The sequence below is a fragment of the Methylocystis sp. genome, from assembly GCF_021731785.1.
Lineage (GTDB): Bacteria > Pseudomonadota > Alphaproteobacteria > Rhizobiales > Beijerinckiaceae > Methylocystis.
The window spans coordinates 1-15864 of record NZ_JAKFWS010000185.1; the positions used below are offsets into that span (position 1 = coordinate 1).

General features: G+C 57.0%; 11 protein-coding genes and 2 pseudogenes. 8 read left to right on the forward strand and 5 right to left on the reverse strand.

Annotated elements, in window-relative coordinates; all coding sequences use genetic code 11:
• On the forward strand, positions 1-973 hold a 973-nt coding region (locus QZ964_RS20990; protein ID WP_292534242.1), incomplete at its 5' end, for an alpha/beta fold hydrolase.
• 126 nt (positions 974-1099) lie between these two features.
• Complete coding sequence (locus QZ964_RS20995; protein ID WP_292534244.1) at positions 1100-2212, forward strand: serine/threonine protein kinase; 1113 nt, start codon at positions 1100-1102, stop codon at positions 2210-2212.
• Between the two features lie 27 nt (positions 2213-2239).
• Here the strand turns inward: QZ964_RS20995 and QZ964_RS21000 are convergent, their stop codons facing one another.
• The 3 genes from QZ964_RS21000 to QZ964_RS21010 all read right to left on the reverse strand — a co-directional run bounded on the left by QZ964_RS21000 (position 2240) and on the right by QZ964_RS21010 (position 5349).
• Positions 2240-3271 (reverse strand): AMP-binding protein, encoded by a 1032-nt coding sequence (locus tag QZ964_RS21000; RefSeq protein ID WP_292534246.1) that lies wholly within the window; start codon positions 3269-3271, stop codon positions 2240-2242.
• A 43-nt stretch (positions 3272-3314) separates the two neighbouring features.
• On the reverse strand, positions 3315-3797 hold the full coding sequence (locus QZ964_RS21005) for a VOC family protein (protein ID WP_292534248.1): 483 nt from the start codon (positions 3795-3797) through the stop codon (positions 3315-3317).
• A 523-nt stretch (positions 3798-4320) separates the two neighbouring features.
• Positions 4321-5349: a glycosyltransferase family 8 protein gene (locus QZ964_RS21010; protein WP_292534250.1), complete on the reverse strand. Its 1029-nt coding sequence runs from the start codon at positions 5347-5349 to the stop codon at positions 4321-4323.
• Between the two features lie 242 nt (positions 5350-5591).
• On the opposite strand from QZ964_RS21010, the pseudogene QZ964_RS21015 reads away from it, so the two are divergent.
• Positions 5592-5856, forward strand: a pseudogene (locus tag QZ964_RS21015) (IS110 family transposase); the annotation flags it as partial.
• A 329-nt stretch (positions 5857-6185) separates the two neighbouring features.
• The gene (locus QZ964_RS21020) at positions 6186-7295 is read left to right on the forward strand and encodes an exostosin family protein (RefSeq protein ID WP_292534253.1); all 1110 of its coding nucleotides are present in this window, start codon (positions 6186-6188) and stop codon (positions 7293-7295) included.
• Between the two features lie 519 nt (positions 7296-7814).
• Here QZ964_RS21020 and QZ964_RS21025 read toward each other — a convergent pair.
• A complete protein-coding gene (locus QZ964_RS21025; protein ID WP_292534256.1) occupies positions 7815-9185 on the reverse strand; it encodes a HAMP domain-containing sensor histidine kinase in 1371 nt (456 codons plus the stop codon).
• Positions 9185-9874, reverse strand: a complete 690-nt coding sequence (locus QZ964_RS21030; protein ID WP_292534258.1) for a response regulator transcription factor — start codon at positions 9872-9874, stop codon at positions 9185-9187. The genes QZ964_RS21025 and QZ964_RS21030 overlap by 1 nt, the downstream gene beginning before the upstream one ends.
• Before the next feature lie 851 nt (positions 9875-10725).
• Between QZ964_RS21030 and QZ964_RS21035 the strand changes: the two are divergent.
• From QZ964_RS21035 to QZ964_RS21050, 4 genes and pseudogenes are all read left to right on the forward strand, one after another.
• Positions 10726-13005 (forward strand): annotated as a pseudogene (locus QZ964_RS21035) (TonB-dependent siderophore receptor).
• A gap of 64 nt (positions 13006-13069) precedes the next feature.
• Positions 13070-14275 (forward strand): PepSY domain-containing protein, encoded by a 1206-nt coding sequence (locus tag QZ964_RS21040; RefSeq protein WP_292534261.1) that lies wholly within the window; start codon positions 13070-13072, stop codon positions 14273-14275.
• Between the two features lie 47 nt (positions 14276-14322).
• Positions 14323-14643 carry a hypothetical protein gene (locus QZ964_RS21045; RefSeq protein WP_292534264.1) on the forward strand — a complete coding sequence of 107 codons (321 nt, stop codon included), beginning with the start codon at positions 14323-14325 and terminating at the stop codon, positions 14641-14643.
• On the forward strand, positions 14640-15864 hold a 1225-nt coding region (locus QZ964_RS21050), incomplete at its 3' end, for a TonB-dependent siderophore receptor (RefSeq protein WP_292534267.1). The genes QZ964_RS21045 and QZ964_RS21050, both read left to right, overlap by 4 nt.

The window sequence follows — 15864 nt, forward strand, 5'->3', positions numbered from 1 at the left end:
CCAGGTTGGCATTGACGACGACTTCTTCGCGCTGGGCGGCCACTCGCTGCTGGCGACGCGTCTGATTAGCCGCGTCCGCGCCACACTGGGCGTGGAGCTGTCGATCCGCGCCCTGTTCGAGGCGCCGACGGTAGTGGCGTTTGCAGAGCGGCTTAGGGTCGACACTCCCGCGAACCCAGCGCTCGATGTGGTGATCGGTTTGCGGCCGCAGGGAAATGCGAGCCCGCTCTTCTGCATTCACCCCGCAGCGGGATTGAGCTGGTGCTATCTGAGGCTGCTGCGGCACATGCCGCCCGAGCACCCGGTCTATGGCGTACAGGCGCGCAGTATCACACAGGTTGATAGCCAGCCCAAGTCGATTGAGGAAATGGCCCAGGACTACCTCCGCGCCATCCGGCGTATCCAACCGGTAGGGCCTTATCATCTGTTGGGCTGGTCTCTCGGCGGACTCGTAGCCTACGATATGGCTGCTGCACTGCAGGAGCAGGAACAGCAGATTGGTTTGCTCGCTGTGCTCGACAGCTATCCCCTTGGACCGGCGTCAGGCCAAAACAACGACATCGATGGCGAAAACATCGACCTCAGACTGGAGCTGGATGGCTTGCGGCAGGAGGGCGGCTTCGCTGCGGGGCTGAGCGAGCAGCATTATCGCGCCGTGGCTGAAGCTGCTGCGCACAGCGGGCGCCTGATGCAGACCTTCACGCCGCGGCCATTCCATGGGAACGTAACACTGTTTGTCGCGGCCCAAGAGCGGTCGGTAGCAGCCATTGACGCTTGGCGCCCGTATGTCGTTGGTGCGATCGATGTCCATATGGTCGACTGCTCGCATCAGGGGATGCTGCAGCCACAGCCGGCCGCGCAAATCGGCAGCATCGTCGGCCGTCGGCTCTCACACGGTGTCCATAGCGCGAGCGGTCAGACTGATGCCGCGGGCGCGGCGGTCCAGCATCCAGACCGAGTGGAAGAGACATGACGGTAAGGCGCCGCGCGACAATCACGGTGAGAGTCCTCATCCAGATCGTCGCGCCATAGCAAGGGGCGAACGATGGCGCTTCAGTCCTTGCACGACGGACCGGTGACTATGAATACGGCAACGCCAATGACGCGTGCGATCAAGGTCTCGAGTTGGAACGAATGGGATCCGTTGCGCCACGTCATTGTTGGCAAAGCAGACCACGGCCAGATCCCCGCGCCGGAACCAGCCCTTAACGCCAAGGTGCCCGAAGAGTCGGACATGCGCGGGCGCTGGGGACGACGATCGAAAGACTCGATCGCCCGAGCGAACGAACTGCTCGATGAATTCTCTGCGCTGTTGCGTCGTCGCGGCATCCGGGTCGATCGTCCGGACCCCATCGACCACAATCTCGCGATCGCAACGCCCGACTTTACAGTCGCCAACCAGTTCACGTGCATGGCGCCGCGCGACGTGCTTTTGACCATTGGGAACGAGATCATTGAAGCGACGATGAGTTACCGTTGTCGGTGGTTCGAGTATCTCTCCTATCGGCCATTGCTAGAGCATTACTTCGAGGCTGATAGAGGTTTCCGGCACGTAGCGGCGCCGAAGCCGCGACTAACTGACCGATCCTATCGACCCGACTATTTCGCCGACCGGATCGATGAGCCCACGCGTCTCGAATGGACCGCCCGCAAGCATTTCGTTACGACCGAACAGGAGATCTTGTTCGACGCCGCAGACGTCACGCGTTTCGGCCGTGACCTCGTCGTGCAGCACGGTTTTACGACCAACGCGAAGGGGATAGACTGGTTGCGGCGGCATTTCCCCTCCCATCGCGTGCATGCGGTTAATTTCCCTGGCGACCCCTATCCGATACATATCGATTGCACATTCGTGCCGATCAGGCCGGGACTCATTCTGAACAATCCCTTGCGACGCCTGCCAGACGAGCAGCGCGCCTTCTTCGCGCGCAACGACTGGCTGATCCTCGAAGCGGCCCCGCCCGCCCACAACGAGCCGCCGCCGCTGTGTTATTCCTCTGTCTGGCTGTCGATGAATGTCCTCGTCCTCGACCCCAAGACGGTCTGCGTAGAAGCAAGCGAGGTGCGCCAGGCGGAACAGCTAGACCGGCTCGGTTTGGAAGTTGTGCCTGTCGAGTTGCGTGATGCCTATCCATTCGGGGGCGGTCTGCATTGCTGCACGGCCGACGTGTGGCGCGAGGGTACGTGCGAAGACTATTTTCCGCGAGGATAAGAGCTCTGACGCATGGCCGACAACCAGCTAATCCGAGGTAGGCACGGTCGAGGTCGATTTCGGACTTCGGTACCCTAGAGGATGCCCGATCGGCACCTGCAGCGGCCACTGCCCTGGGTCTCCCGACAATGACAGAGTCGCCGCATCTTGGAACTCGGTGGCGCCGAAGTGGTTGTGAAGCTGGGCGCCGGTGCGCCGAAAAATTTCACGCAGGGGCGGCGTGATGTGCAATGGCTCTCCTGTCGTGATGACGTGTCGCAAGCTGTCTGGAAACGAGCGCTCGTCGACGACGGACGCCCATTGCAACAGCGCGCTCACTGGGAGGAAGAGCTTTTCGACGCGGCGATCACGGATGAGTCTTGCCAAAAGAAACGGGTCCTCCCGCTGCGCTTCGGTCGGCACGATGAGCGTGCCGCCGTAGCACAGCGTGGAGAATATCTCGTGGAAGGAAAAATCGAAGCCGATGGAGCAGAACTGGAGCGTGCGCAGGCCGCAGGCTGCTTTATGTGCCGCGCCATGCCAGGCAATCAAGTTGGCCAGCGCGCTGTGCTCCATCGCCGTGCCCTTGGGTTCGCCAGTCGAGCCCGAGGTATAGAGGAGATAGGCGAGATTGCGATCGCAAACGGGGACCTTGGGACGCTTATCGCTCTGACGACCAATCTCTTCGCCCGCGGCGTAGAGATCGACAATCACAAACCCGGGACGCGGCATCACCTCTGAGACGTTGCCCGTCACGAGGAGCAGGGCGAGGCCCGAGTTCTCGATCATTGCAAGCCGCCGCTCCTCCGGCAGGCCGGCGTCAAGGGGCACGTATGCGGCCCCTGCTTTCGCGACCGCTAGCAGGCACACCAGAAGGTCGGGTGATCGCGGAACGGCCACGCCCACCGCCACTTCCGGCCCGGCCCTCAGCTCGATCAGATAGTTGGCGAGACGATTGGCGCGAGCGTCGAGGTCTCTATAGGTGACAATCTCATCACAGAATTCGATTGCTACCGCTGACCGCCCTGCGTCGGCCAGGACCTGGGCCTCGAACGAATGATGGAAGCACGGTTGGCTCATCCCTGGCTCACCAATGGATCGGTCGAGGATGGCGTGGGCGCGTTCAAACTAGGTCTTTTTCCTCCAACGCACGAAACAGCCTCTCGACTGACCGGTCGCTAAAGTTTCCGCCGCGGCGCTCGATGAGCTCCACGCGCACACCGGAGCCTGGGTCCCGCCGCAGGAAAACCTGACGAATGCCTGGCTCCTCGATGATGTCGACGTCCGCCGTCGCCGTTTTCAGGCCGCCGATGGCTTTATCCAGGTCAGGAACCTGGATGGCCAAGTGTTGAACGCCCGGGCCAAAGCGTTGGATGAAGCGACTGACCTGCGAATCGGGATCGACTCCCTCGATCAGGACGACGATCACGGGTCCGAGCTTCAGGACGGCGGAGATCATCGCAGTTCGCTCGCCCTGAGTCCGCCGGCGCTCGACAATTTCAAAGCCAAGGTTTTCGGTGTACCATTCGATCGCTTCATCGAGATTCTCGACGGCGATCGCGACATGGTCGATCGCCAAGCCGGAGCATTCATTGCGTACGGTCATGCTTTTCTCCAGGGCTCGTTCGGGCCGTCCTCTCGATCGCGACCGGGCCGCAGCATCGACTCTTCCGTGACCAATAGTCCATACACCGGCCCAAGTGGAAGTGTCTGTGCGACATGCGCTCGGAGGACGCGCTGCGGGGCGCGCCGCGCATCCACATGGAGTCCTTGTCTTATTACCGCTTGTGACGTTTTGCGTGACCGGCAAAAAAGGAGGCGCTGGAAAAGGTTCGGCCTTCTCACGGCGGCGAGGCAGAGATCGTGGAGCCGCGGACCGTCGATATTTTTCTTCATCGCCCTCGCGCCGAGTGCGACTGAAAATTACCGACTTCGTCGCCGGGCCGCTTTGTAGCGCGGTGCAGAAGGGAGGCCCGCCGAGACAGATGGGCCTATCGTCCGAGCACTTTGAACCGCCGATCGCGCGCCGTTCGGTAAGAAGTCGTCGAATGCGGCGAGGCCTTTACTGGATCCATCGGCGTCGTTCAGGCCGCCGTTCATGTCAAGGCGAATTCGGGCGACGACGACGCTCATCCGGGCTCGGGCCCGAGTCCGGCCTTCCACCGTATCGCTCGCCACAAGGCCAATGCGAGCTGGGAGCGGGATTTAAGCAACTCCGCACGAGCCGCTTGGGCCCGGTCGATTTTGTCGTGGAGCCGATCGCATTCCTGCGTCAGGTCAGTCAGATGAGGGGAAATAACGCTTGCGTTCGCTCTTACCAGATCGAAAAGGCCATTCCAGAAGATGAAATCCCAATGACTTGGCCTCTCCTTCGTCTCCCAAGGCTTGAGACCCGCGAAATGCACTACCCAAGGGTCGTCGTGGCACAACTGCAAGATGCAATTAAGCTCCGCGCTGACCCCCTTTTGGCTTGAGAGGACTGCGAAGTCGGGAATGAAATTCCATCTCGGGTCGAGAATTTCGAAATCGCCCTCGAGCGCGACGTTCAAAGCGTCCTGGTCGTTGAAAATGCTGCTCGCCCCCTTCCGGTCGAGAAATGCTAGAGCACGATCCGGTGCGCCGCTCGCGCCATATCTCTCGAGGTCAATGAGAAGAACTCCCGCATTGAAATAGGTATTGACGTCCTTTAGCCCGACGAGATCGCGGATGTAATCATCAGTCCTCCATTTCGTATCTGGGCCGTATATGAATTCCTTTTGTTCGGCCATTACGCGAAGAGGATAATCCAGGGCGGCGGCGACCGAGCTACGATTTGGCCCGGCGGCGAACAGCGGAGTCAAGTCACGCCGCACGACGATATCGGAATCGAGGTAGATTACTTTGCGTACACCCTGAAGAAACTCATGCAGGAACAGCCGCACGAACGTAATCCGAGTTTGTCGCCCGGCCGAGTGAAATCGTTCCGCGACCCCCGTTCCATCGTGAAATGTAACTTTCGTCTTTTTCAAATGTCGTGAAACGAAGTCTGCATATTCCACGGGACCATCATGGATCGCGTGGATCATGACGTCCGACGTCGAGTGCCGCTCGATACTTCGGGCAAGAACTGCAAATGCAGTCTGAAAATTCGCGTCGAAGCAGCAAGCGACATGTATCATCGGGGTCCACGATCAAAAACGCGAAGGCGGATTGCAGCGAAAGGCGATGAATACCATCCGGGTTCTTGCAGTCTTCGACAAGGCTTGTCCGACCTTGGATATCCGATTCCGAGTTCAGCTCCTAGCGCCTCATCTCAGTTCACCGAGAAGTCTATCCAGGCGGAGCCCTCAAAGTAGGGCGTGCGCTCGCCCTCTGACCCAAGTCCGAGCGATCGGCTCCAAGCATCGGTTGTGGAACAGCCATGGAATATTATGCCGGAGTCGACGTGTCTTTGAAAGAAAGCAGCGTGTGCGTGATGGATACGGCTGGCAAGGTTGTCCGTGAGGTCAAGCTCGCGAGTGGGCCTGAGGCGCTTGTTCGGAATTTTGACGAGCTGCGGGATTGCCTGTCAGTTGCATCGGGCTCGAGGCCGGGCCGATTCGCAATGGCTGCATGCCGGTCTTATGGCCGCCGGCTGCGAAGCTGTGTTGTTGGAGACGCGGCATGTAAAGGCGGCGCTCGCCGCCTTCGTCGAGCACTAAAATCATCGCCGCTATCAGGAGAGCTTGGAACAATCTCGCGCCCGCCGACGTCTACTGCGGACGCGGCGCGAAATCCTGCGTGACGACAAAGAATCAAACGTATCACCATCCAAAATCGATGCTTGCAACATTAAATGACCGCCGCATAAACTCCATCGCCAGGTGAGCCGCGTCCTCCGTTAAATCGCTGCCCAGCCCGTCTCAAATCATTCGACGACGGCCAAGCTTCAGTTGACACGACGAGTGCCCGCGCCAGCCTTTATCATACGGGTCGCGTCTGCCGGGGGACTGGTTGCGATTGGAGTATCGCCACGATGAAAGTTGGATTCTGCTTGCAAGACGACGCAATGCCGCGGACGGCGTATTGGGAACTGTTCTTAAAGGCGGTGAAAGAGAGCGATTTTTATACAGAGTATGATCATGAGATCTTAATTCCATTTGAAGATACCGCAATGGAAACAAATTGGCCGCGCTATGGCGATCATGCAAGCGCCTATATCCGAGGACAGCTGCACGATTTATCGGAAAATGGACAGTTTAGAAACTATTTTGCGCGCATAGTCTCGAAAGCACAAGCCACTCCAGATCAGAAATATTTGTATATAAATATGAATCCGTTCTTCAGAGCGCCCATTCTGTTGCGAAGACTGAGAAATGTGATCGTTGCCGATGTTAGTTTGGCAATGTTCGAACGTGACATAAATTGCAATACGGTAAGCATGCCCGCCTTGCCTATTATCTCTTCGCGATCCGCATCATCGGACGTGCGCAAGATTTTAGCGTCTTTCCAGGGAGCTAATTCACATCCTATTCGAGATGTTTTAAAGCATATTGCGGATGAGACGTCGATCATAGTGAATCTCGTAGAAAGGGAGCGTTACGTCGGCAAGATCGATGCTGTCAATGCACGAACAGATCAAAATTATGAGTGGTTACTACAGAATTCAAATTTTGCTTTCGTGCCTCGCGGAGATGCGCTTTTTTCGTATCGCCTTGCTGAAGTAATGTCTTTCGGATGCATTCCAATTATTTTGTCAGACGGATGGGTTTTACCGTTTGATCGAATCTCAGCTTGGGAGGATTTCAGTCTGCGTGTACACGCCGACGCTGTTCTGCGCCTGCCGCAGATTCTTACCGCTTTCACTTCCAAGGAGATCTTTTCCCGTCGGAAGCGGACGCTCTCCGCCTATGAGCAGCGTTTCGCAAACCTGGATTCCATGGTTGCGGGATTGATGGCTGAAGTCGAGATTTTATCCAGATTACCCCAGAGAAATTTCGATCCTCAAGAAAATTTCACAAGTGATTTTGGATCTGGATCGGATCTGACGGCGCCAACGGCAGCTTTCGCTAGTCAGTTGGACAATGTATTCGATGAGCAAGAATGGGACGCATTACTAGAATATTATGAAGGTGTGAGGCGGTAGTGACTTGCCACCGGAGAGTTAGATGCGCCTTTCGACTCTCCGCTGCTCGAAATGATGCTCGTCATCCAAACCCTCGTCTATCCAGACACCTGGCCGACGCATATCAACTGGGCAGTTTTACTTTTTCCCTTCATCGCCTTCGGCGGCGGCAAGACTTGGTTATAGACTATCTAAATATTGAGTAGAGGATCGCAGAATTGCCCGCCGCAGGAGTTCGAGGTCGATACGTAGGCGGCGATCGCGCCAAACGCGCGCTGGCGTTCGATTTCCTGCGAACGATGGTAGCGGTATCGTAGCGCTCGGGCGGGCGATGGCGTCGTAGTAAATTGCCATATATAATTGAAATTAATACGAATAGTCCACGGCTGGTAGCGGAGGTCCGTTACCATCGATCCCCCCGACGAGACGCAGCATCCTTTACGCTGGACATTCTTGTCTGAAGGGGTTCCTGTCGTGCTGCGGGCCAGGACCGCGTTAAGGGGAAACAGCCCGTGCCAAGCTAGGGTTCGGCGCGGTGGGTCAATTCGAATTCGTTCTTTGAAACGATATTTTGAATGTCGCCCCGCCGCTGGAGGTCTCTTCGACCCAGATGCGCCCTCCGTGTTTGTCCATCAGTTCCTTCGCGATGGCGAGGCCCAACCCCGTGCCGGGCGTCGCTTCGCTCTTGCGCCAGAACGGCTCGAAAATCATCTCGCGATCGGAAGGCGCGACGCCCTCGCCATGATCAATCACTTCGACAACGGCGTCATCGCCAACTCGGACCAGTACGGTGCCGCCAGTCGGCTCTGCGCGAAGCGCATTGTCGACGAGATTTGCTACGATGGATTCAATAGCGCGCTGATTGCCTTGCGTGATGACCGGTGAGGTTCCTGCTTCGAATTCGATCATTCGGTCGCATTCGATTGCAAGTTGGAGGTAGCCAAGAATGACCTTTCGGATTGACTTTGCAAGATCAACTTCTTGATCAAGGGTGGCCTGCTGTTCTGTCAATCGCGCCGCGATGAGCATCTGCTCGACAACGGCCTGAAGTCGGCTCGCGTCGCATAACAGGTCGCCTTTAACGGGCGTCTCCTCCAAGTTATCGAGTCTTGCTCGCAAGACCGCTATCGGCGTACGCAACTCATGCGCGGCGTTAGCGGTATAGCGGCGCATCCGCACAGCACTGGCCGCGAGCCGATCCAAGGCGTTGTTCATCGCTTTGACGAGCGGAGTGATTTCCGTGGGAACGCCACCGACCGGAAGCTGCTTATGAAGTGAATTCATGTCGATGTGCGCCGCTTCGTCGGCAACTGCGCGCAATGGCGTCAGTCCACGCCGCACGGCAAACCACGCAGTTCCAGTTGACATTAGGATCGCTGCAACCACATAGGCGATCAGCCACTGCAGTGAGCTTTTCATTGAGTGAAAGATGTCGTCCCACCGGAACTTGGTCCGGTAAACCGCCATATACATGCGGCCGAAACGGGTCCATCTTGGCTCCATGAATCCCAAAGGTGGTGTCTTTGGGTCGCTTGGCAAGACAAAATGCGCATGCGTCGAGTTGACTTCAATCACTTTCTCCAGCGCGCCGACTAGCTCCTTGGAAGAACCAGCAATAGGGGCCTTCGTTGAAAAATCGAAGGCGGCGATCATCATTTGGGGAGCGCGCAGGTTTTCTGCCTGCAACTCCGGGATTGGTTCGATTCGCACGAGCCCAGATTCGTCGCGAATCAGCGAGGCAATCACCATTTTTGTCGCGCGTTCGGCACCAAGTTCGTCCCATGACGACGTAAATCTATCGACGCCTGCCAGCCCAAGCCCTACCGTGAGAAGCCAACCAATCACGAAGGCGGCAATTTGCGATACGACGAGATAGCCGACAATTCGACGCGTGAGTGATGGATCTCCCATCACGTCTTCACCTTGGTCTTGGCCTTCGCGATCATGTATCCGAGGCCGCGCGCCGAGTGAATTTCAACGCCAGCGTCCAGTTCCGACAAGCTTATGCGAAGACGCGACACGAGCGCAGTCAACGCATGCTCATGGACTTCTGCATCGAACCCATAGATTCCCGAGAGAAGCATCTCTCGCGGCACAACGCAGTTGGCGCGTCTGACGAGAGTTTCGAGCAGCGCCAGTTCGCGGCGCAAGAATAAGACAGGACGGTTCGCGATCAAGACTGTGCGCGTGGCAAGATCGAAGGACAACGCGCCGATTTCGACCGGTGGCGCGGAATCGCCTCCAGGCCTTCTGAGACTGGCGCGAATGCGCGCCATCATCTCATCGAGGTTGAACGGCTTTGTCAGATAATCGTCGGCTCCGGCGTCGAGACCTTCAATTCTGTTGTCAATTGCGTCGAGCGCGGTGAGCAACAGGATGCGGCTTGTCGGTTGCCTTTCGCGGATGCGCGAAATCAGAGACAGCCCATCGCCATCCGGCAATCGTCGATCCAGCAAGGTGACGGAATAAGGACAATCATCGAGAGCTAGAGTTGCGCCTTCGATCGTATCGACATGATCGACGAAGAAACCCGCACGTTTGATTCGCCGGGCGATCTCGCTCGCAAATTCCGCATGATCCTCAACCAACAGAATTCGCACGGGCGCCGCTCCCAGCTAGTTCTGCGTTCGGCGTTTATGATCCGAAAGCCGATCGCGCCTCTATTGATAACGAAGCAGATAATGTTTGCAAAGGTGCCGGAGCGGGATCAGAAATTCGACCCAGATTGCGGATCGGTCAGACTGTGGCGCCTTTGCCACGGTCATCTCTTTCTTTGTTCACCCTTCATCACATGAGGTTCGCATGACCTTTCCCCTCTATGACTGAAAGGCGACGCGCTGACTGACCCAGTCGGGAGCGGACGGCAAGGCGTCTCGGCGGACCATCCGATCCGGCCGAGTATGGCGATTATTGGCGCGGAGCGGTCCTGATGTTCGAGCGAGAGAGCCAGCGAATCGGGGAACGCCGTCGTCGGGCGTTTTCGACGCGCCCGATCGCAGCTGTAGTCTTGGCTCTCTTCGTCATTTTGCAGGGCCTCACTGCGATCGCTCCTTCCGTCGCGGGTTCCGTGCGCGACGGCGGCGACGCCAACTTTGTCGTCTCGCTGCTTGGCGTCACTTGCGCCGTGGATGCGCACCGCGATGACAATTCGCACCCTCATGAACGCGGCCGCTCTCAATGCTGCGTCCTGTGTTGCGTGCGTGATTTCGACGGAGCGGCGCTTCCTGGCGTGGGTCAAATAAGCGGGGCGACTGCGTCGCTGCGGGTAACTGTCTCGATAAGGGGACTATTTTCCGAGGCACCCACGATGGGGCCCCCGATTGGTTGGACCAGTTCCTGGTCATCGCAAGCGCCTCCTTGTTTCTCCTGACCGACTGACGTGGGCCCAAAGAGCCCCATCGAATTCGTCTCGGTTTACGCGGGGTCATGGCACCGCATCAGGAGAATAACAATGTGCCGTCATAACTTATTGCGCGGCGCTTCCGCCGGCGCTCTTACGCTCGTCCTCGCTTCCTTGGCTAACGCACAGCAATCGCTTCCGACGATTGACATCGGGGCGCGACGCTCAGGAACACCGTCGACCACAAGTACAGGCACGGACACCACGCCTGGATTGGCAACGAGGTCTGAAACCTCTCGATCGACGCAACCGAAAACGCCGGCAGAAGGCTATGTTGTAAGCAACGCAACGACCGCAACCAAAACTGACGTGCCGATTCGAGAAGTCCCAGCCTCAGTCGCGGTGGTTCCTAGGCAAGTGATGGTAGATCAAAACGACGTTCGCCTCCAAGACGCCTTAGAAAATGTTAGCGGCGTGCATAGCAACAACAACGACGCGGCGAGCTATGTCTTCAAATTGCGCGGTTTTTCGAGCTTCGACCTCTACCGCAATGGCTTGCTGATACCGAGCGCGGTTCCGACGTTTACCGATACGGCAAATCTTGAGCGGATTGAAGTGTTAAAGGGACCAGCATCTATCCTCTTTGGTCGAGCAGAGCCCGGTGGTGTGATCAACTTGATCACGAAGCAGCCGCTGGACCAGCCCCGTTACGTCGCACAGCAAGAATTCGGCTCTTATGACTATTACCGTACACAGTGGGACCTCACCGCCCCGGTAACGGAAATTCCGGGTCTCTCATATCGTTTCTCCGGCGCCTATCAGAACGCTGGCTCGTTTCGCGAATTTCAAGGCGGAAGTCGTGTGATTATTGCGCCGGTGATCACATACAGACCAAGCACATGGACAGAATTCACTGTCGATTCTCAGTACCTTGGATTTCAGACACAGGGGGACGTTGGACTTCCAATAATCGGGTCTCAGCCCGCTTCGATACCCACTAGTCGATCCTTCCAAGAACCGAATGACCCTCGCGATCGAAACGAATCATTTATGGTGAGTTACAACTTCCGCCAAAATCTCACTGAGGACTGGAAGATCACAAACCGGTTTCTCTATTCGGATAGCTGGTTGGCTGATTTGAATGTGCAACCAATTTCGCTACGAACGGACCTCGTCACTCTGAATCGCCGTGCTCGGTTCCAAGATTTGAAAGGCAACGCCTTCTCCACAAATATCGATATGGAGGGAAAGTTTCTCGCACTTGGTGGCAAACATGACTTCTTGATGGGACTGGATTACTTCAACAGCTATTTCGACTATGTGCGCTCGCAAGGAACCACCATCTATCCGATCAATTTGTACTTCCCTATTTATGGGATGGTTCCATCTATCGCGTATCAGGACGCTGTAATCGGATCGTTCTCGAAAAGTCACCAGTCCGTACTGTCCCGACAGAAGGGTCTTTACATTCAAGATCACATTTCGTGGTTCGATCGCCTGCACTTGCTGATTGGCGCACGCTATGACGTCGCGGATGCCGTAAACGGAATCGTCCGCGGACAAAACGCAACAAAGGAGCTTGCGATTATTAACCGGCTTGGCGCACGGTTGCGCACAGATACTGGCTGGAGCCCGCGCGTAGGTGCGGTCTTTGATATTCTTCCAGTGTTGAGCGCATACGCAAATTACTCTCAGTCATTTGGTGCGAATAATGGGATTTCGACCTCAGGTCAGACGTTTGCCCCGGAGAGGGGTAAGCAGTGGGAATTCGGCTTCAAGCTTGAAGCTTTTAAGGGGCTCTCCGCAACGCTTGCATTCTTTCAGATCACCAAATCTGGTGTGCTAACATGAGACTTTTCTTCTCCCGACGCAACTGCACGTAAGCCCGCGGGGCTGCAAAGAAGCCGCGGAATAGAACTCGACGTCGTTGGGCGAGCAACCGACAGATTGAGTCTCATCGCCAATTACGCCTATACGGACGCGAAGGTCATCTCCGATGCGTGGAGGAACCCTCTGAACCCATTGGATAGCGGCCTGCTCGGCAACCACCTCGACAACGTTCCTCGTCATTCAGGAAAAATATTCGCGACTTACGATTTTGGCGATAATGGTCTTGGATTGCGCCTCGGCGGCGGCGTAACTGCCTCCACGCGTGTTTGGGGCAATGTCCAAAATACATACACATTGCCGGGGTGGGCGCGCGTCGATGGATTTGCGAGTTATACATCGCTATGGGATGGCCACAAAATCACCGCTCAACTAAATCTCAAGAATCTTAATAACGTACGCTATTTCGACGGCGCCGACATCTTTTTCAACGCTACCACGCTTTTCGCGGCATTCCCGGCAAAGCCCTTCACCGCTACCGGCACCATCAGGGTCGAATTCTAAGAGTAACAGGCGCGCTCCACCAAGAGGAGGAGCGCGCGCTTTTGCTGCGAGTTGGAGCTGCAAGATGAAGATTCGTCATTTTTGGGTCTGGCTGCATCGCTGGGCAGGACTCGGCATGGCGGGATTTTTGATGCTTCTGGGGTTGACGGGTAGCATCCTCGCATTTTGGAACGAACTGAATCATTGGCTCACACCTAATCTCTATCCCGGACTTCATGCCGGAGTGGAACTCGATGCTGCATCGCTTGCGCGAAGAGCTGAATCGCTGGCTCCACAGGCGCGGGCCACACAAGTTTATCTTGGGTACATTGGAACAGCATTCGTTGCCATGGAGGCGCGCGAAGGATCCCCTGAACTGGGATTTGATCAGATTTACCTCGATAATGTTAGCGGAGCTGAGCTTGGTCGTTTGCAGTTTGGTGAATTACCGACGACGCTTAACGCCGTAATGCCTTTTATTTACGAGTTACACTACAATCTAGCGTTAGGCCGCTTTGGAAAATGGATCTTAGGGACTGTTGCATTAATTTGGACACTTGACTGTTTTGTTGCCTTCTATCTCACCATCCCAACACCTACTCATTCTTCGAGCAAGAGTTTTTTTTTCCGCTGGAAATCAGCTTGGCTCGTTAAATGGGGGGCTGCCTACCGGGTCAATTTCGACCTTCACCGCGCAGGGGGCCTGTGGTTGTGGGCGATGTTGATCGTCTTTGCTTGGTCAAGTGTATATTTTAACATGAAAGGAGTTTACACGCAGGCGACTCAATTCTTCGTCGACTATGAACCGCAAGACACGGTGCAATCCGCCCATTTATCCAACCACAATCACCCGCAGATGGAATGGGAGGACGTACAAAATATTGCCAAGAGTCTGATGGACGTACAAGCTCGAGAGCACGACTTCAAGATTGATCGAGTGATTGCGCTCTATCACCTGCGTGAGCGCGGGATTTATCATTATCGAGTGCATTCCAGCCGCGACGTTGGCGAAAAATATGGCATGACCAGCATCAGTATCGATGCATATTCAGGCCGATTACTGGCGACACACTTGCCCACTGGGCAGCACAGCGGCAACACGTTTACGACTTGGCTCGTTGAGCTGCATATGGCCAATGTCTTTGGTCGCCCATATCAAATACTCGTTTGTTGCTCCGGATTCGTCGTCGCAATGCTCTCCGTCACCGGCGTTTACATCTGGTGGAGAAAGCGGGCGGCGCGGTTGGCGCATGTTCGGCGGCCCGCGGCGCGGCCTGGGCCGGCGGAGTGACGTTTGTGATTGAAACGCGAATTCATTGTTTATCGATGGAGCAGAAAATGGATTTTGATCACGGAGAACAGCAGCGCTTTGTTCTAAATCTGCGGCGCGTCCTGCCGGTTTCGGCGCATGCGCGGCCTCCGCTCATCTCCTTTCTGCGCGCGCGCGGCGCGTTCGGCCGCCGCTCGCCGCGGTTGACGGTGATCGATGTTTTCGATGCGGGCGAGGATCGCGGCCTGATGTGCCGCTTCACCATCGCCGGCGAGACCGACGGGGCGGCCTTTGTCGCGCCACTCGCGCAACTCGCGCTCGAGCGCCGCCGCGCCGCCGCGCCGGACGCCGCCTTGCGCCGGCGCCATTCCTTTCGACCGGGCGCATGAAGGCGGCGCTCGTCGCTTTGCTGCTGGCGCTTTGCAGCGTACAAGCGTTGGCCGAAGAGGCGCGGGAGGACGAGCGCAAGGAAAAGTCGCGAGCGGAAAGCAAGCGGCGCGCGCGCGAAGAACCCAGGGTCGAAGCGTCGGGCGAGGCGCCGCGCGCGCAGACGCTGGGGCGTGACCAGAGCGGCGTCTATGTCAACGCGCCGGCGACCAACTCCGCTTTTTCGCCACACTTCGTCATGCGCGGCTTTCCTGCGGGGGTTACGCTTTTCGACGGCGCCTCGCATGGCTTCACCGCTCAGGGTGTCGATCTTTCGACAGTCGATCACGTCGAATTCTTCAAAGGTCCGAGCGCCATGCTGTTCGGCAAGGCGCTCGGGGGCTATGGCGGCGCGGCGAATTACATCCGAAAGGCCCCGACGCAGGAGACCTTCGCGCGCGCCGTTTCGACCCTCGCCAGTTTCGCCGTGCGGCGCCTCACCGTCGACGTCAATACGCCGCTCAATGACGACAAGAGCCTGCTGCTTCGTTTCACCGGCTCGGCGCAGACCTTGGGGAGCTTCGTCAATTTCGTACGTTCGCGCAGTTTCGACGTTGCGCCGATGATCGCCTTCACGGCGGACAATGGCGATCGCGCGACGCTACGCGCCGAACATAATGGCAGACGGCTCATCTGGCGCGACGGCGTGCCAGCCGATCCGGTCTTCCTGCATATTCCGCGCGAATTCTACGCCGGCCTTCCCGCCAATGAGCATGAGACGCCCTTCTTCGACGATCTCACATTCACCTATGAACACTCCTTCAACAAGGATTGGAAACTCACCACGGTTGTGGATTATTTCCTCTCCACTGAACGTTACGGTTGGTTCACCGGCTGGGGCTATGACGGCTTTCAGTCGGTCGTCTTCGGCAATCCGGCGAGGGCGCGCGTCGCCAATCGCAGCTTCGACGCACAATTGCGCCTCAACGGCCGCTTCGAGACCGGCTTCCTCTCCCACTCGGTCTTTCTCGGGCTCGAACATTGGGACTATTTCTTCGGCTATTCGAACGACATTGCGCAGGCGCCGGCGGCGCCGCTCAATATTTTCGCGCCCATTTATTCGCCGGGCGTCAGCTACGCCGGGGCCTATTGGTCGAATGGCGTGGCGCGCGCCATCAGCCGCTCGGTCTATGGCCAGGACCTCATCGACTTAAACGAGAACTGGCGCATTCTGATCGGCGGGC

Bases quoted from the DNA above. Each gene is read 5' to 3' on its own strand.
- QZ964_RS20995 (WP_292534244.1), top strand. From the start codon at position 1,100: ATGACGCGTGCGATCAAGGTCTCGAGTTGGAACGAATGGGATCCGTTG.
- QZ964_RS21000 (WP_292534246.1), bottom strand. From the start codon at position 3,271: ATGAGCCAACCGTGCTTCCATCATTCGTTCGAGGCCCAGGTCCTGGCC.
- QZ964_RS21005 (WP_292534248.1), bottom strand. From the start codon at position 3,797: ATGACCGTACGCAATGAATGCTCCGGCTTGGCGATCGACCATGTCGCG.
- QZ964_RS21010 (WP_292534250.1), bottom strand. From the start codon at position 5,349: ATGATACATGTCGCTTGCTGCTTCGACGCGAATTTTCAGACTGCATTT.
- QZ964_RS21020 (WP_292534253.1), top strand. From the start codon at position 6,186: ATGAAAGTTGGATTCTGCTTGCAAGACGACGCAATGCCGCGGACGGCG.
- QZ964_RS21025 (WP_292534256.1), bottom strand. From the start codon at position 9,185: ATGGGAGATCCATCACTCACGCGTCGAATTGTCGGCTATCTCGTCGTA.
- QZ964_RS21040 (WP_292534261.1), top strand. From the start codon at position 13,070: ATGAAGATTCGTCATTTTTGGGTCTGGCTGCATCGCTGGGCAGGACTC.
- QZ964_RS21045 (WP_292534264.1), top strand. From the start codon at position 14,323: ATGGATTTTGATCACGGAGAACAGCAGCGCTTTGTTCTAAATCTGCGG.